The sequence below is a fragment of the Actinospica sp. genome, from assembly GCF_035552695.1.
Classification (GTDB): Bacteria; Actinomycetota; Actinomycetes; order Streptomycetales; family Catenulisporaceae; genus Actinospica.
Genome location: NZ_DASZKT010000012.1, coordinates 1 through 21,824, shown reverse-complemented (window position 1 = coordinate 21,824; position 21,824 = coordinate 1). Strand labels below are relative to the sequence as shown.

Genomic DNA, 21,824 nt, shown 5'->3' with positions numbered 1-21,824 from the left:
GAACGAGTCCTGGTCGTATCTCAGAACGAGCCGTCGGCGACGTCCATCAGCGCGTTGTCGGTCCGCTCCAGCACCGCGCGACGCGCGCTCAGCTCGGGCAGGACGGTGCCGTTGAAGAACTTCGCCACCGCCAGCTTGCCGCGGTAGAAGTCCGTGTCGGCGGGGGCGGCGCCCGCGTCGAGGGCCTTGAGCGCGACGGCGGCCTGCCGGGTGAGCAGCCAGCCGATCAGCAGGTCGCCGACGCTCATCAGCAGCCGCGTCGTGTTCTGCCCGACCTTGTACACCTCCTCGGCCTGGTCCCGCGAGGCCTTGCTCCAGTCGAGCAGCGTCGCGACCATCGCGCGCACGTCGGCGAGGGCGGCGGCGAGCCTGGCACGCTCGGGCTCGAGGCGGTCCTCGCCCTCGATCTCGGTGAGGAAGGCCTCGACCTCGCCGCTCAGCGCCGTCCACGCGACCTGCCGGTCCCGCGCGATCTTGCGGAAGAAGAAGTCCTGGCCCTGGATGCCGGTCGTACCTTCATACAGGGTGTCGATCTTCGTGTCGCGGATGTACTGCTCGATCGGGTAATCCTGCAGGAAGCCGGAGCCGCCGAAGACCTGGAGGCTGGTGGCGAGCAGCGCGTACGAGCGCTCGGAGCCGAAGCCCTTCACCACTGGCAGCAGCAGGTCGTTGACGCTGTGCGCGAGTGCAGCCGCCTCGGCGTCGCCCGCGTCCTCGGCGAGCATCGCACGGTCCAGCCACCCGGCCGTGTAGATGTAGAGCGAGCGCAGGCCCTCGGCGTACGCCTTCTGCTGCATCAGCATCGCGCGCACGTCAGGGTGCTGATTGATCGTCACCCGCGGCGCGCTCTTGTCGGACGCGCGCGTCAGGTCGGGGCCCTGGACGCGGGTGCGGGCGTAGTCCAGCGCGTTGAGATAGCCGGTCGACAGGGCCGCGATCGCCTTGACGCCGACCTGCATGCGTGCCGACTCGATGACCCGGAACATCTGCGCGATGCCGTCGTGCACGCCGCCGAACAGCCAGCCGATCGCGGGCTTGTCCTGACCGAAGGTCAGCTCGCAGGTGGTGGAGACCTTCAGGCCCATCTTCTTCTCGACGTTCGTCGCGTAGACGCCGTTGCGCTCGCCGAGTTCGCCGGTGGCCGGGTCGAAGTGGTACTTCGGGACGACGAACAGCGACAGGCCCTTCGTGCCGGGGCCGGCGCCCTCCGGCCTGGCGAGCACGAAATGGATGATGTTGTCCTCGAGGTCGTGCTCGGCGGAGGTGATGAACCGCTTGACCCCCTCGATGTGCCAGCTGCCGTCCGGCTGCGGGATCGCCCGGGTCACGCCCGCGCCCACGTCGGAGCCGGCGTCCGGCTCGGTGAGCACCATGGTGGCCGACCAGCCGCGCTCGACCATCAGCTCGGCCTCGCGCTGCTGCTCGCGCGTGCCGAAGCGGTAGAGCAGTCCGGCGAACGCGGGGCCGCCGCCGTACATGAACACCGGCGCCTGCGCGCCCTGCACCATCTCGATCAGCGACCACCACAGCGCGCGCGGCGCCGGGCTGCCGCCGAGCTCGCTCGGCACTTCGAGGCGCCAGAACTCCGAGTCCATGTACGCGCGGTACGAGCGTTTGAAGCCCTCGGGCATGGCGACGGTCCTGGCCTCGCGGTCGTATACCGGCGGCGTGCGGTCCGAATCGGTGTAGGACTCGGCGATCGGCCCGACGGCCAGCTTCTCGACCTGCGCGAGGATGTCGCGGGCGCCCTCGACGTCGTGGTCGGCGAACGGTCCGCGGCCCAGCGCTTTCGCGGTGTCGAAGACCTCGAAGAGATTGAACTGGAGGTCGCGCAGATTGCTGCGGTAGTGGCTCATCGGATTCCCTTCGACAGGACGGACAGGTCAACGGCGAGCAGGTCGCTGAGCTGGCTGAGCGTCGAATGCACCGAGGTGTGGTGCACGACGGCCATACCGAGTTCCAGCGCGGGCTTGAGATTGCCGCGCAGATCGTCGACGAAAACGCATCGGCCCGGCGGCAGCCCGATGGCCCGGGCGCCGAGTTCGTAGATCTCGCGAGAGGGCTTGCGCACCTTGGCCTCGCCGGAGATGACGACGCCGGCGAACAGTTCGGCGAACTGCTCGCGCGGATATCCGCCGGAACCCCAGGAGTTCGAGACCAGGCCGGTGACGACGCCGGCGCGGCGGGCCATGCGCACGGCCTCGGTCATCCGGGGCTCGACGCGTACGTCGCGCATCAGCCGACCGATGAAGCCGGCCGCGGGCACATGCAGCAGTTCCGCGATGCCCTGCTCGAACTCGTCCTCCGTGACGGAGCCGGTCTCGAGCCCGGCGAGCAGGCCTCGCGCGGTGAGATCGGAGCGGAAGAGCTGCGCCACGGCGTCCTCGGCCAGTCCTTCGCGGGCACAGAAGGCCGCGAAGGACGTGAAGACGTCACTCGTCATGACCCCGCCCCAGTCGACCAGCAGGCCGGGGCGCCCGCGTTCCTCGTGCGACACTGGCAGACTCCCTCAGCTAAGCGCCCGCTTAGTATTTCCGGCCCGCGCGGGGCGCGTCAAGGGTGACGCGCGGGCGGCGTGGAAAAAATAGCACGGCCGTGCTTTAATGGCGAGCATGGGCAAGGGCGAGCAGACCAGACTGGCGGTGCTGGAGCAGGCCGCGGACGTGGCCGCCCGGCAGGGTCTGTCCACGCTGACCATCGGGGACCTCGCCGCCCGCACCCGGCTGTCGAAGAGCGGGCTGTTCGCGCACTTCCAGTCGAAGGAGGCGCTGCAGCTCGCGGTGCTCGCGTACGCGCGGGACAAGTTCACCGACGAGGTGCTGCGCCCGGCGACCCGGACCCCGCGCGGCGAGACCCGGGTGCGCGCCCTGTTCGAGCACTGGCTCGAGGTGAGTCAGCACTCGAACGCCGAGTGCCTGTTCGTCTCCGCCTCCGCGGAATTCGACGACCAGCCGGGACCCGTGCGCGACCAGCTGGTGCGCGACCACCGGGACTGCAACGACTCCATCATGCAGATGTTCAGGACCGGCATCTCCGAGGGTGATTTCCGCGAGGACGCGGACCCCGAGCAGTTCGGCTACGACCTGCACAGCATCATGCTCGGCTTCTTCCATTCGCATCGGCTGCTCGGCGACCCGCGCGCCCCGGAGCGGGCCAGGCGCTCCTTCGAGGCGCTGCTCGCGGCCGCCCGCCGGAACTGACCGCAGAGACTTGGAGCACACGGTGGTCTTGCCGAGGGAAAAAAGCACGATCGTTCGTGCGGATAGCCACGGTTCAGCGAACCCCGATGGGAACCGCGGTCCGGCGGACCCCGGCCGCGCGTCGCGCGGGGCGAGCGGCCGGGTCGGCCGGCTGCGTCCCGTGTTCGGCGTGTTGGAGCGCACGGCGCCGTGGCTCGGCGCTCGCGTCGCCTGGAAGCTGTGGGCCACGCCGACGCGGCCGAACCCGCAGGCCGTGGCCCGCTCGCGGGAGGGCGGGATGGGCGAGGTGCGGCGGATCCGCGTTCGACTGCCGGACTGGAGCGGACGTCGTCCGACGCGCGACGGCGCGCCGAAGCCCCCGCGGATCTCCGATATCGCGGTCGAACTCCTCGGCCCGCAGGACGGACCGGTCGTCTACCTGCTGCACGGCTGGGGCGGTTGGCGCGGGCAGTTCGCGCCGCTCGGCCGCGGGCTCGCGGACCGCGGATTCCGCGTCGTGCTGATCGACGCGCCGAACCACGGCGACTCCGGCTCCGGCGCGCTGGGCGGCAAGCAGAGCCTGCTGCCGGACTTCAGCCGGGTGCTCGCCGAGGTGATTCACCGGTTCGGACCCGCGTACGCGGTGGTCGGTCACTCGCTCGGCGCAGCGTGCTCGGCGACCGTGCTGCTCGACGGCGTGCCGGCGGAGAAGGCCGCGTTCATCGCGCCGCCGGTCGACCCCGTCGCGTTCACCAGGATGCTGGCCGGGATGCTGGGCTTCGGCGAGCGGATCAGGACCCGGATGGTCGGCATCGGCGAGCGGCGCACCGGGACCAGGCTCGCCGATTTCGTGCTGCCGACCGGGCTCGCCAACCGCCGCACCGACCTGCCGCCCGCGCTCGTCGTGCACGACACGGACGACCCGGTGGTGCCTGTCGTCAGCGGACGGATCCTCGCCGAGGCCTGGCCGGACGCGCGCATCGTCGAGACCACGCGGCTCGGGCACAACAAGATCCTGCGTGACGAGGATGTGGTCACACTGGTCACCGAGTTCATTGCGGGCACGACGGAAACACACGCCGCATCACTGTCAGTTCCCTGCCAGACAGCTTCTTGCCAGCCCTAGTCCCTGGTTCGGTGGCCGATCTCGCGGCAAGACTCGCGAATGGTTTCGACGGGGAGCCAGGGGATCGGGGATGTGCGTCTTGCGGGCACCGGACTATGCGCGGTATTGCGTGCTCGACCGCGCCTTTTTCGAGGATCCGGGTCATGCGCCGGATGCGCGGGACCGCTTTCCGCCGGCCGACGCGGAGCTGCCGATCGGCTGGCGGCGCCACGAGTCGGGCATCTGGGTGCAGTGCCTGCCCGCGGACAAGCTGCTTCCCGAGCAGGGCTGGAAGATTCACGTCTCGGCCGCGTACGGCGAGTACGACGAGACCGTGGGCATGGTCGCGGAGTACTGCTTCGCGAACGACGTGCACTTCAAGTTCCTGCGCGGCCCGGCGACGGCGGCGCAGCAGAACGCGAAGTACGCGTCTCGCGGATCAAGCGGCAAACTCCTGACGGTCTATCCGGTGGACGAGGCCGAACTCGCCGCGATCCTGGACGGTCTCGGCGAGATGCTGAAGGGCCGTCGCGGGCCGTACATCCTGAGCGATCTTCGTTGGCAGGAAGGGCCGCTGTACCTGCGTTACGGCTCGTTCGTGCGGCTGACCTGCCTGGACGAGAAGGAGAACCGCGTCGCGGCGCTGCGGTCGCCGGACGGCGCGCTCGCGCCGGACCGCCGCCGGCCCGGCTTCGAACTTCCGGCCTGGGTCACTCCACCGCCGTTCGTCGCGCGCCAGATCGAGGCCGCCGACCAGGACGATGACCCGGACGCGTTCCCCTTCGACGTCGAACGCAGCCTGCACTACTCGAACGGCGGCGGCGTATACCTGGCCACGGACCGCCGCGACGGACAGACCGTCATCCTGCGCGAGGCCCGGCCGTACGCCGGGGTCGATCCGGACGGACGTGACGCGGTCGACCGGCTGCGCGACGAGGAGCGTGTGCTCGCGAAGCTCGCCGGCTGCGATTTCGTGCCCGAGGTGTATGAGCACCTTGAGGTATGGGAGCACCACTTCCTCGTCGAGGAGTACGTCTCCGGCACACCGATGCATCGCTGGCTGTTCGGCGAGGGTGAGGACGAGGGCAACTATCCGCTCGCGCACGAGGATCCGACCGACGAGGAACTCGCCGCGCATGTCGAGCGCGCGTTGGGGCACGCTCGTGAGCTGGAGCGGATCGTCAGGACCCTGCATACACGCGGAGTCGTGTTCGGCGACGTCCATCCGTCGAACATCATCGTGCGGCCGGACGATCGGCTCTGCCTGGTCGACTTCGAGTTCTCCTACGACTTGAGCGAGAAGCCCGCGCACGCTGGTCGCGGCGGCGCAGCGGGCTACGTGCACGCAAAGGCGCGCGTCGGCACGGCGCCGGACATCTACGGCCTGGCCTGCGTCTGGCTGTTCCTGTTCCTGCCGTTGACCCAGCTCGCCGCGCTGAACGGCGGGAAGATACGGCAGTTGGCCGACGCGGCCGCCGCGCAGTTCCCGGCGCTGCCCTCGGATTACGCCGCGCACGTCGTCGACCTGTTCGAGGAGGCGCTGGGCGAACAGGTGCCCAAGGCCTTCCAGCCCGCGCTGCCGGGTCCCGGAGACTCGGACGGCTGGCGGCGGGTCACGGACGATCTCGCCGAGCTGATCCTCGAATCCGCGACACCGGACCGCGCGGACCGCCTCTACCCGGGCGATCCGCGGCAGTTCCAGACCGGCGGAATCGACCTGGCGCACGGCGCGGCCGGAGTTCTCTGGGCGCTGGCCGAGTGCGGGTACGACGTGCCCGACCAGCACGTGGAATGGCTGGAGAAAGCCGTCGCGCAAGCTCACGACCCGCAGCCGGGCCTCTGGTCCGGCCTGCACGGAACCGCGCTCGCGTTCGATCGGCTCGGCCACGACGCTCAGGCGCGCACGGTCTTCGCGGCGGCGCAGGAACGCGCGCTGGTCCAGGACGAGCGCGGCCAGACGACCGCCGGATACGCGGACGGGCTCGCCGGGATGGGCCTGACGCAGCTGCATTTCGGACGCGCGTGGGGCGAGGACTCGCTGATCGAGCAGGCCCGCACGACCGGTGAGCGCCTGGCGCTGGTGCTCGATCCGGCGCTGTGCGCGCGGCCCGGTCTGACTCCTCCGGCTCCCGTCAGCCGAGGCGGGCTGTTCAACGGCCCGGCCGGCATGGCCGTCTACTTCGTCGAGCTCTTCGAGCTGAGCGGCGAGCAGCGCTGGCTGGACCTGGCCGAGCTGGCGCTGGCCCGCGAGGCGACGCAGGCGCAGGTCAGGGACGGCGGACTTTATTATCGGCGCACAAGTCGCATCTCGTTGTACCTTGAGACTGGAAGCGCGGGCATCGGCTATGCGATGCGCGCGCTGGCCCGACACCGGCCGAGCGACGAGCTCGCACGCGATCTCGCGATGATCGACCGGGCCTCTGCGGCGCCGTTCGTGGTGCTGCCGGGGCTGCTGGACGGACGCGCCGGCCTGATCAGCGCGCTGGCCGACACGGGCGTTGACAATCGAATCCGGGTCACCCGACACATGGAACGCCTCGGCTGGCAGTTGCTCCCCTATCGCGGCCGCCTCGCCGTGCCGGGCCGCCAACTGCTGCGGCTGTCCATGGACCTCGGCACCGGCGCAGCGGGCGTACTGCTCGCCGTCACGGCCGCCAGCACAGAACGCGGCGCACTGCCGCTCCTCGACTCCCGGCGGCCACGGGGCCACGCCGGGTTACCCCACACCCGAAATGAGAAAGGAGGTGCTGCGCCTTGAAGACCATCCTCAAGCTGCAGACCCTGACGCCCACCGACGTGGAGAGCCCGGAAGCGGAGCCCACCACCACGGTGTTTAGCCAGCTCAGCGGTCTGGAGTGCTGAGCACCCGCCGTTCTCGGCCCTAATACGACGGGGCTCGGAAAGCTTCGGCTCCGGCCGTTCCCGCGAGGGATCGGACCGGAGCCGAAGTGCTTTCGTTTGTTCCTACCGCTGTGTTCCCACTGCGTTCCTACCGCGTTCCTACTGCGCGAAGCCGATCGCGAAGACGTGGAAGTCTCCGTTGCTCGGGCTCGGCAGGGTCACGCTCGCGACCGTCTTGCCCGCCGTGAGCGTGCCGTCGAAGGCGAACAGATACGTGTCGACCGTCTGGTTCGACGACCCGCCGTTGGCGTTGCGATACGTGGTCTGCGCGACCGTCTGGTCGCCGGTCGGGGGCTTCTCGCTGCCCGCGCCCAGCGTCCAGTCGCCGAAGTTGACCGGGATCTGCTGCGTGCTGCCGTCGGTGTAGTTCACCGTGAGCGTGCCGGTGGTGCCGGTGCTCGGGGCGTTGGTCGCGCTGCCCACCAGGCCGATCTTCGTCGCGGTGGTCGGCGCGAGCGGGATCGTCTGGCCGTTCGCCTCGATGTTGTCGAGTTGTCCGGCCTGGACGTTCGGCCACGGATACGTGACGCCGTCCGAGGTGATCGTCCCGCCGGGTGTCACGCCCTGGGCGGCGAGGGCGTTGGCCGAGTAGCTGTAGCCGTCGCCGTCGTAGTCGGCCGCGCTGGAACCGCCGTCGGTCGAGATGCCGATGTTGGTGTAGTACGGCCAGAGCTCGCCCGGCGTGGCGACGTCAACGTTGAGAGTGCTCGGCAGCAGGCTGGTGCTGCCGGACGACAACGCGAACGTCACCGGATACGCGCCCTCGGTCTGACCGGCCGTCACGGTGAGCGCGACGCTCGCCGTCGAGTGCGCGGCGATGCTCAGCGTGCCGGACGACGGGCTGACCGTGACTCCGCTCCCGCTCTCCGACCACTTCACCGAGGCAGCGGTCCCGGTCAGGTTGGACGCGACCAGCTTCGCGCTGCCACCGGCGCCCGGGGCCAGGATCAGCCCGGAACCCGGCGCGGCCGCGGCGACGACGGAGGCCTCACCCGTGGAGTCGGACGGCGGCGCGTCGGTCGGCAGGCTCGCCCAGCTGGTGTTCGGGGTGGTGCCCAGCGTGAACGAGAGCGTGCCGCCCTTGGTGAGCGCGGCGGTCGGCGTGTACGCGTCAGTCCACGATCCGCTGTTCCAGGTCGCCGACTGCACGTACGGGGCCGCGGCCGCGGCGCCGGTGCCGTTTATCGTCAGGCTCTTGCCGCTCGGCAGCTTGATGACCGCCTTCGGGAACAGCGGGCTGCCCAGCGCGAGGGTCGAGGTCCCCGGGGTCTCCGGGTACATGCCCAGCGCGGACCAGACGTACCAGGCGCTCATCTCGCCGAGGTCGTCGTTGCCGGCGAGGCCCGCGGGCGAGTTGGTCCAGATCTGGTCCTGGACCTGGCGAATGATCGCCTGTGTCTTGTACGGCTGGCCGGTGTAGTCGTACTCCCACGGCAGTTCGAGGCTCGGCTCGTTGCTGAAGTCGGCGTAGCCGTTGGAGCCGTCGAGGGACGAGAGCGTCTTGTCGAGGTACGTGCTCGAATAGTTGGCCGCTCCGCCGGCCGCCGCGGCGAGCCCGGCGATGTTGAAGTTCACCATGCCGGTGTACTGCCAGGACGAGCCCTCGACGAAGTCGGTGCCGCTGGACGGGTTGAAGCCCGTCAGCCAGGCGCCGTTGGCCATCCGCGGCTCCATGAAGCCGGACGCCGGGTTGTAGACGTTCGTCCAGTTGTTCGCGCGGCTCGCGAAGGTCGTGTAGTCGCCGGTGTCACCGGTCGCCTTGGCGAGCGAGGCGATGGCGTAGTCGGCCGAGTCGTACTCCAGCTGCGTGGACACCGGTCCGTAGAAGTTGCAGCAGGCGTACGTTCCGTCAGCCGGCAGATAGCCCGGCGCGCCGGAACCGCTGATGTAGTTCAGGCCCGGCCGGTCGTTGTTCTTGGCCGTGGCCTCGGCGACCATGTCCTTGAGCGCGGTCGACGTGCTCCAGTTGCGTGCGCCGAAGGCGTAGTAGTCCGCGAGGATCTCATCGGACGGGTCGCCGACCATGACGTAGGTCTCGCCGCTGTTGTTGGACCACTTGGGGAACAGGCCGGTCTGCGCGTAGTCGTCGAGCATGGACTGGGCCGTGTCGGAAGCGATCTGCGGATCGATCAGCGCTTCGAGCTGCGCCTGGGATCGGTAGATGTCCCAGCCCGAGTAGTTGCCGTATTCGGCTGAATGGCCCGAGTCGACGGTTTGCAGCTTGCCGTCGAAGCCGGGGTACTGGCCGTTGACGTCGCTGACCACGTTCGGGTGCAGCGAGGCGTGGTAGAGCGCGGTGTAGAACACCGTGTCCTGATCCGCCGTGCCGCCCTCGATCCGGATCTGGTCGAGCTGCTTGTTCCACGCGCTCGCCGCCGCGGCCTTCGTCGAGTTGAAGTTCCAGGCAGAGTTCTCGGCCTTGAGGTTGGCGGTCGCGTTCGACGTGGAGACGTAGGACACGCCGACCTTCGCCTGGACCACCTGGCTGTTCGAGGTGTCGAAGGTGACGTAGCCGTCGTTGACCGTGGAGCTCGTGGCCGCCTTTGACAGCGTTGTCTTGGGAACGGCGCCGTGCAGCGTCGGCTTGTTCTTCGGCTCCGCGGAGTTCTTCGACGCCCCGCCGGTCGCGGGCGCCTTGAGGGTCGCGGCGACGGCGTCGGTCCCGTCCGTGGTGAACGGGTGGTCGAAGACCATGTCGAAGTAGACCGTGTACGTGTTCGCCGCGCCGCAGAAGGCGCCGCTGGTGACCTGTCCGGTGACCTCGGTGTCGCTGACGACGTTGAACTGGGTGTTCGCGTCGCCGTTGGCGCTGCCGTTGAGCTTGAAGATCAGGTTGGCCTGCGTCGTGGCCGGGAAGGTGAAGCGGGCCATGCCGGTGCGGGTCGTGGTGGTCAGCTCGGTGGTGACGCCGTTCGACGTCTGCGCCGAGTAGTAGCCGGGCGACGCGCTCTCGCCGGTGTGCGAGAAGGCGTCCGTCGCACCGGTGTCCACGGCGCCGACGGTCGGCAGGATCGGCACGTCGCCCTCGGCCGGGCAGCCCGGCCCGGACATGTGCGTCAGGCTGAATCCGGTGATCGAGGAATCGGTGTACTCGTAGCCGCCGCCGTCGGGGCGGCTCGGGGTGTCCGGGCTCCACTGGACCATGCCGTACGGCATGTCCGCGCCCGGGAAGTCGTCCGCCGAGTTCGTCGTCCCGATGAGGGGATTGACATACGAGGCGGGGTCGGTGACGAGGGCGCTCTTGGATATCGGGGCCCGGGTGACGGCCGAGGCGGCCGGGGCGAGGGTGCCGAGGCCGAGGGTGAGCGCGGCCACGACGGGCAGCGCGGCGCGTATTCGGGTCCTGCGGTTGAGGGTCGACTGATGCGTGGGTCGCAGCGTTGACACGAGGGTGTCTCCTCAGGGATCTGACAACGTTGTCATGCTCGCGTGTGACGATCCCGCAGAACCGAGCGCCTGTCAAGGGATTCTTAAGGTTCGGCGCGCGCCCGGTTCCGGAACCTGCCGAACTAGTTGACTAGACCAATTTTGCGCCGCACCATGCGCCGTAAACGCTTACGGAGCCTCGGGATCCGAGACCCCGCGCGTTACCCACAATCCATCGAGAAGGCGAGAGTGCGCATGCGCATATCGCGCGACAGAAGTACCCGAACACCCATGCTGCGCCGCGTTCTGGCCTGGATAGCGATCCCCGCCATGATCGTCGCGCTGACCGACGCGGTCGTCGTCTCCTCCGCGTCGGCCGCGGTGCCCGGCCCGCCGTCCGGCTGGTCGACCGTCTTCAGCGACGACTTCTCCGGCTCGGCGGGCAGCGGCATCGACTCGCAGTGGATGTACGACACCGGCCAGGGCAACTGGGGCACCGGCGAGATCGAGAACATGACGAACTCGACCTCGAACGTGCACCAGGACGGCAACGGCAACCTGGACATCACCGCGCTCGGCAGCGGCAGCAACTGGACCTCCGGCCGCGTCCAGACCACCAGCGCGAACGTCGGCGCCCCGGCCGGCGGACAGCTCGAGGTCACCGCGTCCATCCAGCAGCCCAGCGGCGGCCTCGGCTACTGGCCCGCGTTCTGGATGCTCGGCCCCGGCCAGTGGCCCGAGAACGGCGATATCGACATCATGGAGGACGTCAACTCCCTGTCGGAGGTCGCCGGGACCGTGCACTGCGGCGTCGACCCGGGCGGCGCGTGCAACGAGCCGAACGGCATCGGCAGCGGCCTGACCGGCTGCGGCGGCTGTCAGTCGGGCTACCACACGTACACGATGATCCTGAACCGGACGAACACCTCGGCCGAGTCGATCACCTTCTACCTCGACGGCAACGCGTACTTCACCGTCACCGAGGGCCAGGTCGGCACGAGCACGTGGCAGGCGGCGTTCGACCACAACCTGTCGATCATCATGGACCTGGCGATGGGCGGCGCCTTCCCGAACGGCGTGTGCGGTTGCACCTCGCCGTCCGGCAGCACGGCCTCCGGCGGCACGATGAGCGTCCAGTACGTCGCGGCGTACACGACCACCGGCTCCTCCAGCGGCGGTGGCGGCGGCCAGGGCACCGGCCAGATCACCGGCTACAACGGCCTGTGCCTGGACGACCGTGGCGCGAGCACCGCGCTGTTCAACCCGGTCCAGGTCTACACCTGCAACGGCACCGCCGCCCAGCAGTGGACGGTGGTCTCGTCGGGCAGCACGCTCCGCGTCTACGGATTGTGCCTCGACATCAACGGAGGCGGCACTGCCGACGGCACGACCGTGGATCTCTACACGTGCAACGGCACCGGAGCGCAGGTCTGGGAACCACAATCGAACGGGCAGCTCTACAATCCACAATCGAATAAATGCCTTGACGATACGAACTACGGAGGCTCGGGCACGCAGTCGCAGATCTGGGACTGCACGGCCAACGACGCCGCCCAGGTCTGGAAGGTCCCCTAGCCGTCCCTGAACAGGGTCGTCCCTGAACACGCTCGTCCCGAACACCCTGGTGCCCCGGCTCCCCGCCGGGGCACCAGCCTCGTGATTGACTGTTTCCATGTCCACCTCCCGCGCCCCGCTGCGCGTCGGGCTCATCGGATTCGGCACGGCGGGCCGCTTCTTCCACGCCCCGCTGCTCTCCAGCACGCCCGGCCTCCGGCTCGCCGCGATCGTCACCTCAGACCCGGCACGCCGCGACGACATCCTGGCCACGTATCCGGACGTCCAGGTCGTCGCGAAGGCCGAGGAACTGTGGCCGCTTGAGCTGGATCTGGTCGTGGTCGCCTCGCCCAACAAGACGCACGTCCCGCTCGCCACCGCCGCGCTCGACGCGGGTTCCGCGGTGGTCGTCGACAAGCCGCTCGCCATCACCTCGGCGGACGGGCGTGCGCTGGTGGAGGCCGCGCAGGCGCGGGGACGGCAGCTGAGCGTGTTTCAGAACCGCCGCTGGGACGGGGATTTCCGCACGGTCGCGCGACTGGTCGCGGACGGCCGACTCGGCGAGGTCCAGCGCTTCGAGTCGCGGTTCGAGCGCTGGCGGCCCAAGCTCAAGGGCGGCTGGCGCGAGCTCGGCGGACGCTCCGAGGGCAGCGGTCTGCTGTACGACCTCGGCAGCCACCTCGTCGACCAGGCGCTCACGCTCTTCGGCCCGGCGGTCAGCGTCTACGCGCAGGCCGACGTGCGTCGAGAGGGCGCGCAGGCGGACGACGACACGTTCATCGCGCTCACGCACGCTTCCGGGGTGCGCTCGCATCTGTGGGCCAGCGCCACCGCCGCCTCGCTCGGCCCGCGCTTCCGTGTGCTGGGATCGCAGGGTGCGTACGTGACGTACGGCCTCGACGGCCAGGAGGACGAACTGCGGGCCGGGCGGACGCCGCGTGACGAGGGCTTCGGCGTGACGCCGCCCGAGCGTTACGGCAAGCTCGGTGCGGAGGGTGCGTTCGAGACGTGCCCGACGCTGGACGGTCGGTACACCGACTACTACGCGGGGATCGAGAGTGCACTGCGCGGCGAAGGCCCGGTGCCCGTGAATCCGAACGACGCAGTCGCCGCGTTGGAGGTCATCGAGGCCGCCCGGATCTCGGCTGACGAGGCTCGGGTGGTGAAACTTTCAGAGGATCAGGTGGTGAAACTCTCATGAGCAAATGGACTGCGAACGATCTTCCGGACCTGACCGGCCGCACGGTGATCGTCACCGGCGCCAACAGCGGAATCGGCCTGGCCACCTGCCGCGCGCTGGCCGGGGTCGGCGCGCACGTCGTGCTGGCGGTACGCGATCTCGACCGCGGGCGCGCCGCCGCCGTGACCGTACCCGGCAGCAGTGAAGTGCGCCGACTGGATCTGGCCGACCTGTCGAGCGTGCGCGAGTTCGCCGCGGGCTGGGGCGACGAGGTCAGCATCCTGATCAACAACGCCGGGATCATGATCGTCCCCGAGGGCAGGACCGCGGACGGCTTCGAGCGGCAGTTCGGCACCAACCACCTGGGCCACTTCGCCCTGACCAATCTGCTGCTGCCGCGGATCACCGACCGCGTGGTCACGGTCTCGTCGCAGGCGCACAAGTGGGATCAAGGCCGGATGTACCTCGACAACCCGAACCTGACCGGCCAGTACACGCCGGCCCGAGCGTATGCCCAGTCGAAGCTCTCGAACCTGCTGTTCACGAGCGAGTTGCAGCGTCGGCTGACGCGAGCCGGCTCGCCGGTGCGTGCGTACGCCGCGCATCCCGGCTACGCGGCCACCTCGCTGCAGTCGCACTCCGGCAGCCGGGTGATGGGGGCGCTGATGCAGGTGGGCAACGCGGTCTTCGCGCAGAGCGCGGAGTCGGGCGCGCTGCCGACGCTCTACGCGGCGACGCAGGATCTGCCGGGTGACAGCTTCGTCGGCCCGGACGGTCTCCGCGAGATGCGCGGCGCACCGAAGCTGGTCGACCGCTCGGCCGCGGCGGAGAACGTTGAGACCGCGGCGAGGCTCTGGGACCTGTCCGAGGAGCTCACCGGCGTCGCGTTCCCGCTCACCGCGCAGAACCCCTGACCTCGCGGAACCCCTGACCCGGTAGGGACGCCCGGCTACTCGCCGAGGGCCTTGCGTCCGGCCTTCTCCCCCGTCAGGTGCGCGTAGACGATCGTGTTGCCGAGATATTCGTGCGCCTTCTTGTCGTAGTCGCCGCCGCAGGTGATCAGGCGCAGCGACGGATAGGGCGTGGGCGCGTAGACCTCGGTGGTCGGGAAGTCCGATTTCGACGCGACCTGGACCTCGTCGATCGTGAACAGCGCGACGCTGTGGTCGGCGCGGGTGACGTCGATCCGCATGCCCGGCTTGGCGAGGCCGAGGTAGAAGAACGCGCCGCGGTAGTCGGACATCAGCGACGAGTCCACGTGCGCGTCGAGGACCGCCGCACCCGGCTGTCCGGGTGCCGGGCCACGGTCGTACCAGCCGGCGACCTTGGCGTTCGCGAGCGAGGGAGTGGCGATCGACCCGTCGTCGTTGAGGTCGACGACGATCACGTCCGCGTCCAGGTTCACGGCCGGGATGGCGATGTGCGTCGGCACGGAGTACGGCATCGGCGCGGGTGCGGCGTGCTTCGCGGCGGGGCTGTTCGCGCTGCTCCCCGTCGTCGGCGGCAGCTTGCCGAGCACGTTCGCCGCGGGACGCGGCGGCCCGCTCGGCCCGTCCGCCCGGCAGAGCTCGGCGACTCCGGCCGACGCCAGCACCACCGCGGCCAGGATCAGCAGCCTGTTGCCCCGCGGTGCGTTCTGGGCGTCGTTCGCCATGTGCGCTCCTCAAGCCTTCGCCAAGGGGCCTTATCACCGGCGGATGAGCTCGATGAACTCCACGTCCCTCGCATGGGCCAAGATCTCGACGAGCGCGTCGGCCATCAGTGTGCTCCCGCGGCCTTGAGCGAGGCCGCGAGGACGGCGATCTGGGTGCGGCGCTCCATGCGGAGCACGGTGAGCACGTGCGAGACGTGGTTCTTGATCGTGCGCTCGGACAGGCCTAGCCGGTCGCCGACCTGGCGGTTCGTCAGGCCCTCGCCGATCAGGTGGACGATCTCCCGGTCGGTCGCGCCGAGGTCTTTGAGCGGATCGGCCTTGGCCGCCTCGCTGCGCATGCGCTCGACCAGGCCGTTGGGTCCGGAGGCGTCGAGCAACGACGCGCCGGCGGCGATCTTGCGCACGGCGTCCACGAGCTCCGTGCCGTGCACCGACTTCAGGACGTAGCCGGCGGCGCCCGCTTCCAGCGCGTACAACAGTGCCGGATCGTCGTTGGACGACGTGAGCATCAGGCACGCGGCGGGCCTCGGCTCGGCGCGGATCTCGCGGCACAGGGTCACGCCGTCGCCGTCCGGAAGACGGGTGTCGAGGAGCACGACGTCGGGTCGCGTCGCCTGGATCCTGGCGAGCGCGTCGACCGCGCGCGCCGCCTCGCCGACGAGCTCCATATCGCCCTCCGGCTCGAGCACCGCCGAGACGCCGCGACGGAGCAACTCCTCGTCGTCGACGACGAACACACCGATCGCCATGCCGCCTCCTGTGCTCGTCGCAGCCGTCAGCCTTCGACCCTGCAATACGGACACGGATATCGTCAAGCTGACACGCGGGGAGTCAGCGCAGGAGTCGGCGCACGGGTCAATACATGGAGTCAGTGCGCGGTCCAGCCGCCGTCGAGCACCAGCATCGCGCCGGTCATATAAGACGAGTCGTCAGAGGCCAGGTACGCGCACGCCGACGCCACCTCCTCGGGCCGGCCGAGGCGGCCGAGCAGCGTGCGCTCCTCGAAGGTCCGGCGCAGCCGGTCGGGGTCGGAGGCCGAAGTGATCACTTCCTGCAGCAGTTGCGTCGAGATCGGCCCGGGGCACAGGGCGTTGACGCGTATCCCGGCCTTGGCGTGGTCCGCCGCGAGCACCCGTGTGAGCTGCACGAGCGCCGCCTTCGACGTGCTGTACGCGGCCGGACCCGGCGAGCCGATGAGCGCGAGTTCCGAGGACATGTTGACGATCGAGCCGCCTCCGCCGCGCTCCATCGCCGGGATCGCGGCCTTCGCGCACAGGAACGCGCCGCGCAGATTCACGCTCATCAGTTCGTCCCATACGGTTCCCCCGCCGTCCAGGACGCTGCCCGCGAACGCGAAGGTGGCGTTGTTCACCAGCACGTCCACCCGCCCGAACTCGGCCTCGACCTCCGCGAACAGGGCCATCACATCCGCCTCGTCCGCCACGTCCGCGTGGATGTACCGCGCCGACGCGCCCGACTCGACCAGCATCCGCGCCTCCGTCGACGCATCGTGCACGTCGGCCAGCACGACCCCGGCGCCCTCCGCCGCGAACCGTCCGGCCATCGCCAGCCCTATCCCGCCCTTCGCCCCGGTGATCACGGCAACTCTGTTGCTCAAGCGCATGTACTCGTCCTCCCCGGTCCGCACCGCGCCCCGGACCGGAATGAGTAGTGGGTTCCGTCCCGTCACCATAGCGGCACTCCGCGTTCCCAGGGCGGGCCGGGCTCCGCCGAACCGTGGTTCGGCCGGGACGCAATTGCAGGCGAAGCGGCGGATCGCGCGTTATCGTGCTGACATGCTCGCTCCGCCTAAGGGCCTGACTGAGGACGCGCTGGCCGCGACGCTCTCGCGCGGTTGGGGGATCGAGGTCGCCGGCCTCGAGTACCGGGCCGTCGGATTCGGCAGCCACCACTGGGAGGTCGTGGAGGCCGGCGGGGCGCGCTGGTTCGTCACGGTGGACGAGCTGGCGCGGCGGCGCGGCGCGCCGAATGAGACGAACGCGCAGGTCCAGGCGCGGCTGGCGGCCGGGATCGGGGCCGCGCGGGCGCTGCGGAACATCGGTGAGCGCTACGACTTCGTGGTCGCGCCGATCCCGTCGTTGGACGGCGCGGTGCTGATTCCGGCACGCGAGGGATTCTGCGTCGCGGTCTATCCGCTGCTCGAGGGCGAGAGCTTCCGCTGGGGCGGGTTCCGCTACGAGGACCAGCTGCCCGCCGTCGTCGCGATGGTGATCGATGTGCACAGCGCTCCGCCTGGGCTGGTTTCCGGAGCGACGGTGGACGATTTCGGGATCCGGATGCGCGGCGAGCTCGACGAGGCCGTCTCGGAGGGCACCGACGTGACGGATCACGGTCCGTATTCGGTCCCGCTCGGCGCCCTGATCACGCACCACGAACGGGCGCTGGTCGCAGCCGTGCGGAAATACGATCATCTGGTCTCCGAGGTCGAGGCCGGGACCCACCGCGTGCTCACGCACGGCGAGCCGCATGCCGGGAACACGATGTTCACCGCGGACGGCTGGAGGCTCATCGACTGGGACACGGCCGAGATCGCCCCGCCCGAGCGCGACCTGTGGAACCTCGACCCCGGCGACGGCTCGGTGCTGCGGCGATACGCCGAGGCCACCGGCTACGTGCCGCGGCACGAGCTGATCGAGCTGTATTCGCTGCGCTGGGACCTCACCGACCTCGCACTTTTCGCCGCGGAGTTCCGCCGCGAGCACGGCGACGACGCCAACACCGCGAAGGCGTGGGTGGCCGTGCAGAGTGTGGTGCACAGCCTGGTCTCGGCGGTCGGGCAGTCGGCGGGATGACTGGATCGTTCCGCTCTCGGACCGGATTCGATCTACCGCGCGGCGCGGGCCGACGGAGACAATCGCTGCATGTCCTCCAAAGCTTTGATCGTCATCGACGTCCAGGAGTCCTTTCGGCAGCGGCCGATCTGGGCCACGATCTCCAACCCCGACATCGTGCACGACGTGAACCGTCTCGTGGCGCACGCGCGTGCGGCGGGAGACCTGGTCGTGTGGGTGCTGCACTCCGAGCCGGGCAGCGGCGGAGTGTTCGACCCGGCTTCCGGGTTCGTGCGCTACCAGGACGGCCTCGCGCCCGAGCCCGGTGAGCCGGAGATCCGTAAGACCTCGCACAACGCGTTCACCACGACGAATCTCGCGCAGATCCTGACCGAGCACGGCGTGCGCGAGGTCGCGATCTGCGGCATCCGGACCGAGCAGTGCTGCGAGACCACCGCCCGGCTCGCGTCCGATCTCGGGTACGCGGTCGCCTTCGTCACCGACGCGACGGCCACGAATCCGATCCCGCATCGTGAGTTGCTCGAATCCCTCGACGACCCCGACGAACTGACGGCCGAGCAGCTGTCCGCCGATCCGCGCACCCTGTCCGTCGAGGACGTGATCGAGCGGGTCGAATACGCGCTGGCGGGCCGCTTCGCCCGGATCGCGACGGTTGACGAGGTGCTGTCCGGCGCAGTCGCCGAGGCCGGAGTACGCTGACCGGATCGTGAAGGTCGTCTTCCTGCTCGTGCCGCGGCTGCACCTGCTGGACCTCGCCGGTCCGGCCCAGGTGTTCTCGACGGCTGCCGATTTCGGCTATCCGTACGAACTGTTGTACGTGGCCGAGCAGGAGGAGGTCGCGACCGCGCAGGGCCTCCGACTGCGCGCCGAGACCACCTGGCCCGAGCTCACCGCCGAGGACCTGATCCTGGTGCCGGGCAGCGGCCTGCCCACGCTCGCCACCGGACCGCGTCCGCAGCGTGCGACGCTGGATCGGCTCGTCGCGCACCACGCCGCCGGGGGCTCCGTCGCCAGTGTGTGTTCGGGCGCGGACATCCTCGGCCAGGCCTGTCTGCTCGACGGCCGCCGCTGCACGACCCACCACGAACTGCAGGACGAACTCGCCCGACGCTACCCGAGCGCCCGCGTCGAACGGGATGTGCTGTACGTGCTCGAAGACCGCGTCGTCACGTCGGCCGGAATCGCGAGCGGCATCGACCTCGCGCTGCACCTGCTGGCGACGCGGCACGGACCCGCCGCCGCCGCGCGCGTGGCCCGCGACATGGTCGTCTACGCGCGGCGTACCGGCGACGAGTCGCAGAACAGCGCGATGCTCAGGCACCGCTGGCACCTGCGCGACGCCGTGCACCGCGCACAGGACCAGATCGACGCCCATTACGCCGAGCCGCTGCGGCTGACCGAACTGGCCGCGGTGACCGGCGTGAGCGAGCGCACCCTGACCCGGCAGTTCGCGGAGAGCACCGGCCTCACGCCGCTGCGGTACCAGCAGACGCTCCGGGTCGAACGCGCCGAGCATCTGATCAGCCACGGCGAGACCGTCGAAGCCGCGGCTCACGCCGTGGGCTTCGCGGACGCCCGGATGCTCCGCCGGCTCCGGGCGCGCGCCCCCTTGCGCACATAAAAGTGATATCACTATGCTAGCTATCTACGGGACGTGCAGGACGCCCCGGGGTTCTCGAACGAGGGCGGCGAGCTGCCATGAGCACACCCATCACCACGACCGGCCGAGTGCCGGTGGTCCCGGTCAGCGAGCGCGAGCAGTCCAGCCTCGCCGGCATCCCGATGCTGGTCCTCGGCATCGTGCTGCTCGGCGGCGGCATCGCGCTGCTGGTCCTCCACAAGACGGCCACGGTCGCGCCCGGGCTCGTCGTGCTCGTGGCCGCCGTGCTCGTCCTCAAGGGCCTGACCCCGGTCTCGCCGGGCCAGGCGCGGGTGGTCGCACTGTTCGGCCGCTACCTCGGCACCGTCCGCACCACCGGGCTGCGCTGGGTGAACCCGTTCACGACGCGCCAGCGCGTGTCCACCCGGATCCGCAACCACGAGACGCAGACGCTGAAGGTCAACGACGCGGACGGCAACCCGATCGAGATGGCCGCGGTCGTGGTCTGGCAGGTCGAGGACACCGCGAAGTCCGTCTACTCGGTCGAGGACGCGCGCGACTTCGTGACCACACAGGCCGAGACCGCGGTGCGGCACATCGCCGGGCACTACCCGTACGACTCGCGCGGCATGGACCGGATCTCCTTGCGGGACAGCGCCGACGAGGTCACCTCGCAGCTGTCGACGGAGCTCTCGCAGCGGGTCATGGCGGCCGGAGTGGCCATCATCGAATCACGCATCACGCGGCTGTCCTACGCTACGGAGATCGCCCAGGCGATGCTGCGCCGCCAGCAGGCCGACGCGATCGTCGCCGCGCGCGAGCGGCTGGTGGAGGGCGCGGTGGGCATGGTGCGCAGCGCGCTGCGGCAGATCGACGAGGAGCACCTGGTGGAGCTGGACGAGGAGCGGAAGGCTTCGATGGTGAGCAACCTGCTGGTGGTGCTGTGCAGCGACCAACCGGTGGCTCCGGTGGTGAACACCGGCACGCTTTATCAGTGAGCTGTTATGCCCGAGCGCAAGAACATCCTGCTGCGGCTCGACCCGGCGGTCCACGACGCCCTCGCGCGCTGGGCCGCCGACGAGCTGCGCAGCACCACCGCCCAGATCGAGTTCCTGCTGCGGCAGGGTCTGGCCCAGGCGGGGCGGCTGCCCCGGGAGGTCGGCGGAATGCCGCGGCGCGGGCGTCCGCCGAAGCCGGCGGAGCCGCCCGCGGCCGACGAGGATCCCCCGACACCCGCATGACCTGCGGTGTTCGACAGCCGGTCACTCTGCTGCCAGAATAGTGAGCGGAGGGGAGTATTCCCCCGACGATCCGGTCGTCACCACGGATCGGCCTCATGGCCGGTCCCGGCCGGTCGGCCCGCTCTCTGACAGCGGGTGGAAGAGACCTCCGGCGATGTCTCGAACGCCGGAGGAATACCATGCACATCCCCTTCTGGGTCTGGGCGGCCACCGTCGCCGGCCTGCTCGTGCTGATCGCCGCCGACTTCCTGGTGGGACGCAAGCCGCATCGCGTCGGCCTGCGCGAGGCCGCGCTCTGGGGCGTCTTCTGGGTCGCGGCCGCCGGCGCGTTCTGCGCGGGGCTGTGGTGGCTCGGCGGCTCGCGGGCGGCGGGCGAGTTCCTCGCCGGCTACGTGACCGAGAAGTCCCTCTCGGTCGACAACCTCTTCGTCTTCGTGCTGATCATGACGCGCTTCGCGGTGCCCGCCGAGCTACGGCAGCGGGTGCTGCTGGTGGGCGTGCTGCTCGCGCTCGTGCTGCGGACGGCGTTCATCGCTCTCGGCGCCGCCGTCGTCGCCTCGTTCACCTGGGTCTTCTTCATCTTCGGCGCCGTGCTCGTGTGGACGGCCTGGAAGCTGGTCAGCGGCGGGGGCGCGGCCGAGGAGGAGTACCACGAGAACGCCCTGCTGCGCCGCGTGCGCCGGACGCTGCCGAGCACGACGGACTACCGCGGCACGCGGCTCTGGGTGCGGGCCGGCGGTCGGCGCCTGGTCACGCCGCTGCTGGTGGTGATCGTCGCGATCGGCACCACGGACCTGCTGTTCGCGCTGGACTCGATCCCGGCGATCTTCGGCCTGACGAAGGACCCGTACATCGTCTTCACCGCCAACGCCTTCGCCCTGATGGGACTGCGGCAGCTGTACTTCCTCATCGGCGGGCTGCTCGACCGTTTGATCTATCTGTCGTACGGGCTGGCGGCGATCCTGGGGTTCATCGGAGTGAAGCTGGTCCTCGAGGCGCTCCCCTCGGTGGGCCTGCGCCCGCCGCACATCTCGACGACGCTGTCCCTGGCCGTCATCGGCGGCGTCCTCGCCGTGACCGCCGCCGCGAGCCTCATCGTGGCGCGGCGGCGGTCGACGCGGATCGAGGTCGAAGAGCCTCAGCCCTCACCCTCGTGCTCATCGTGACCATAGCCCTGATCATCGTTCGCGATGGCCAGGCGCTCCTTGCGCTTTCGCCACCATTCCGTTCC

The 21,824-nt window shown here is 69.8% G+C and carries 19 protein-coding genes; 13 read left to right on the top strand and 6 right to left on the bottom strand.

Annotated elements, in window-relative coordinates:
• Positions 1–20: 20 nt before the first annotated feature.
• Both VG296_RS02710 and VG296_RS02705 read right to left on the bottom strand, forming a co-directional pair.
• A complete protein-coding gene (locus VG296_RS02710; RefSeq protein WP_325562669.1) occupies positions 21–1,856 on the bottom strand; it encodes an acyl-CoA dehydrogenase in 1,836 nt (611 codons plus the stop codon).
• On the bottom strand, positions 1,853–2,497 hold the full coding sequence (locus VG296_RS02705) for an HAD family phosphatase (RefSeq protein WP_325562667.1): 645 nt from the start codon (positions 2,495–2,497) through the stop codon (positions 1,853–1,855). Before VG296_RS02705 ends, VG296_RS02710 begins: the two co-directional genes overlap by 4 nt.
• A gap of 115 nt (positions 2,498–2,612) precedes the next feature.
• On the opposite strand from VG296_RS02705, the gene VG296_RS02700 reads away from it, so the two are divergent.
• The 4 genes from VG296_RS02700 to VG296_RS02685 all read left to right on the top strand — a co-directional run bounded on the left by VG296_RS02700 (position 2,613) and on the right by VG296_RS02685 (position 7,146).
• Entirely contained in the window at positions 2,613–3,200 is a 588-nt protein-coding gene (locus VG296_RS02700) for a TetR/AcrR family transcriptional regulator (protein ID WP_325562665.1), read from the top strand.
• A gap of 169 nt (positions 3,201–3,369) precedes the next feature.
• The gene (locus VG296_RS02695) at positions 3,370–4,305 is read left to right on the top strand and encodes an alpha/beta fold hydrolase (protein WP_325562663.1); all 936 of its coding nucleotides are present in this window, start codon (positions 3,370–3,372) and stop codon (positions 4,303–4,305) included.
• 79 nt (positions 4,306–4,384) lie between these two features.
• The gene (gene lanKC / locus VG296_RS02690) at positions 4,385–7,042 is read left to right on the top strand and encodes a class III lanthionine synthetase LanKC (RefSeq protein WP_325562661.1); all 2,658 of its coding nucleotides are present in this window, start codon (positions 4,385–4,387) and stop codon (positions 7,040–7,042) included.
• Positions 7,039–7,146: a class III lanthipeptide gene (locus tag VG296_RS02685; RefSeq protein WP_325562659.1), complete on the top strand. Its 108-nt coding sequence runs from the start codon at positions 7,039–7,041 to the stop codon at positions 7,144–7,146. The genes lanKC and VG296_RS02685 overlap by 4 nt, the downstream gene beginning before the upstream one ends.
• A 138-nt stretch (positions 7,147–7,284) precedes the next feature.
• Here VG296_RS02685 and VG296_RS02680 read toward each other — a convergent pair whose 3' ends face one another.
• The gene (locus VG296_RS02680; protein ID WP_325562658.1) at positions 7,285–10,572 is read right to left on the bottom strand and encodes a lectin; all 3,288 of its coding nucleotides are present in this window, start codon (positions 10,570–10,572) and stop codon (positions 7,285–7,287) included.
• Positions 10,573–10,842: 270 nt separating this feature from the next.
• On the opposite strand from VG296_RS02680, the gene VG296_RS02675 reads away from it, so the two are divergent.
• The 3 genes from VG296_RS02675 (at position 10,843) to VG296_RS02665 (ending at position 14,199) form a co-directional block, all read left to right on the top strand.
• Positions 10,843–12,126: a ricin-type beta-trefoil lectin domain protein gene (locus tag VG296_RS02675; protein ID WP_325562657.1), complete on the top strand. Its 1,284-nt coding sequence runs from the start codon at positions 10,843–10,845 to the stop codon at positions 12,124–12,126.
• A 97-nt stretch (positions 12,127–12,223) separates the two neighbouring features.
• On the top strand, positions 12,224–13,306 hold the full coding sequence (locus VG296_RS02670; RefSeq protein WP_325562655.1) for a Gfo/Idh/MocA family oxidoreductase: 1,083 nt from the start codon (positions 12,224–12,226) through the stop codon (positions 13,304–13,306).
• Positions 13,303–14,199 (top strand): oxidoreductase, encoded by an 897-nt coding sequence (locus VG296_RS02665; RefSeq protein ID WP_325562653.1) that lies wholly within the window; start codon positions 13,303–13,305, stop codon positions 14,197–14,199. The genes VG296_RS02670 and VG296_RS02665 overlap by 4 nt, the downstream gene beginning before the upstream one ends.
• 35 nt (positions 14,200–14,234) lie before the next feature.
• Here VG296_RS02665 and VG296_RS02660 read toward each other — a convergent pair whose 3' ends face one another.
• From VG296_RS02660 to VG296_RS02650, 3 genes are all read right to left on the bottom strand, one after another.
• The gene (locus tag VG296_RS02660) at positions 14,235–14,939 is read right to left on the bottom strand and encodes a class F sortase (RefSeq protein ID WP_325562651.1); all 705 of its coding nucleotides are present in this window, start codon (positions 14,937–14,939) and stop codon (positions 14,235–14,237) included.
• A gap of 104 nt (positions 14,940–15,043) precedes the next feature.
• A complete protein-coding gene (locus VG296_RS02655) occupies positions 15,044–15,688 on the bottom strand; it encodes a response regulator transcription factor (protein WP_325562649.1) in 645 nt (214 codons plus the stop codon).
• 119 nt (positions 15,689–15,807) lie between these two features.
• The gene (locus VG296_RS02650; protein ID WP_325562647.1) at positions 15,808–16,563 is read right to left on the bottom strand and encodes an SDR family NAD(P)-dependent oxidoreductase; all 756 of its coding nucleotides are present in this window, start codon (positions 16,561–16,563) and stop codon (positions 15,808–15,810) included.
• Positions 16,564–16,735: 172 nt separating this feature from the next.
• Here VG296_RS02650 and VG296_RS02645 point away from each other — a divergent pair, with 172 nt between their 5' ends.
• The 6 genes from VG296_RS02645 to VG296_RS02620 all read left to right on the top strand — a co-directional run bounded on the left by VG296_RS02645 (position 16,736) and on the right by VG296_RS02620 (position 21,759).
• A complete protein-coding gene (locus VG296_RS02645) occupies positions 16,736–17,752 on the top strand; it encodes an aminoglycoside phosphotransferase family protein (RefSeq protein WP_325562645.1) in 1,017 nt (338 codons plus the stop codon).
• A gap of 69 nt (positions 17,753–17,821) precedes the next feature.
• A complete protein-coding gene (locus tag VG296_RS02640) occupies positions 17,822–18,451 on the top strand; it encodes a cysteine hydrolase family protein (protein ID WP_325562643.1) in 630 nt (209 codons plus the stop codon).
• Positions 18,452–18,455: 4 nt separating this feature from the next.
• Positions 18,456–19,373, top strand: a complete 918-nt coding sequence (locus VG296_RS02635) for a GlxA family transcriptional regulator (RefSeq protein ID WP_349259432.1) — start codon at positions 18,456–18,458, stop codon at positions 19,371–19,373.
• 77 nt (positions 19,374–19,450) lie between these two features.
• Positions 19,451–20,350, top strand: coding sequence for an SPFH domain-containing protein (locus VG296_RS02630; RefSeq protein ID WP_325562639.1), 900 nt, complete (start codon positions 19,451–19,453; stop codon positions 20,348–20,350).
• Between the two features lie 6 nt (positions 20,351–20,356).
• Positions 20,357–20,593: a hypothetical protein gene (locus VG296_RS02625; RefSeq protein ID WP_325562637.1), complete on the top strand. Its 237-nt coding sequence runs from the start codon at positions 20,357–20,359 to the stop codon at positions 20,591–20,593.
• Between the two features lie 179 nt (positions 20,594–20,772).
• Positions 20,773–21,759: a TerC family protein gene (locus tag VG296_RS02620; RefSeq protein WP_325562635.1), complete on the top strand. Its 987-nt coding sequence runs from the start codon at positions 20,773–20,775 to the stop codon at positions 21,757–21,759.
• The last annotated feature ends 65 nt before the right edge of the window (positions 21,760–21,824 follow it).

What these genes read in the sequence shown, in the direction of transcription:
- VG296_RS02710 (WP_325562669.1), bottom strand. Translation starts at nt 1,856, where the DNA reads ATGAGCCACTACCGCAGCAATCTGCGCGACCTCCAGTTCAATCTCTTC.
- VG296_RS02700 (WP_325562665.1), top strand. Translation starts at nt 2,613, where the DNA reads ATGGGCAAGGGCGAGCAGACCAGACTGGCGGTGCTGGAGCAGGCCGCG.
- VG296_RS02675 (WP_325562657.1), top strand. Translation starts at nt 10,843, where the DNA reads ATGCTGCGCCGCGTTCTGGCCTGGATAGCGATCCCCGCCATGATCGTC.
- VG296_RS02670 (WP_325562655.1), top strand. Translation starts at nt 12,224, where the DNA reads ATGTCCACCTCCCGCGCCCCGCTGCGCGTCGGGCTCATCGGATTCGGC.
- VG296_RS02665 (WP_325562653.1), top strand. Translation starts at nt 13,303, where the DNA reads ATGAGCAAATGGACTGCGAACGATCTTCCGGACCTGACCGGCCGCACG.
- VG296_RS02660 (WP_325562651.1), bottom strand. Translation starts at nt 14,939, where the DNA reads ATGGCGAACGACGCCCAGAACGCACCGCGGGGCAACAGGCTGCTGATC.
- VG296_RS02655 (WP_325562649.1), bottom strand. Translation starts at nt 15,688, where the DNA reads ATGGCGATCGGTGTGTTCGTCGTCGACGACGAGGAGTTGCTCCGTCGC.
- VG296_RS02650 (WP_325562647.1), bottom strand. Translation starts at nt 16,563, where the DNA reads ATGCGCTTGAGCAACAGAGTTGCCGTGATCACCGGGGCGAAGGGCGGG.
- VG296_RS02645 (WP_325562645.1), top strand. Translation starts at nt 16,736, where the DNA reads ATGCTCGCTCCGCCTAAGGGCCTGACTGAGGACGCGCTGGCCGCGACG.
- VG296_RS02640 (WP_325562643.1), top strand. Translation starts at nt 17,822, where the DNA reads ATGTCCTCCAAAGCTTTGATCGTCATCGACGTCCAGGAGTCCTTTCGG.
- VG296_RS02630 (WP_325562639.1), top strand. Translation starts at nt 19,451, where the DNA reads ATGAGCACACCCATCACCACGACCGGCCGAGTGCCGGTGGTCCCGGTC.
- VG296_RS02625 (WP_325562637.1), top strand. Translation starts at nt 20,357, where the DNA reads ATGCCCGAGCGCAAGAACATCCTGCTGCGGCTCGACCCGGCGGTCCAC.
- VG296_RS02620 (WP_325562635.1), top strand. Translation starts at nt 20,773, where the DNA reads ATGCACATCCCCTTCTGGGTCTGGGCGGCCACCGTCGCCGGCCTGCTC.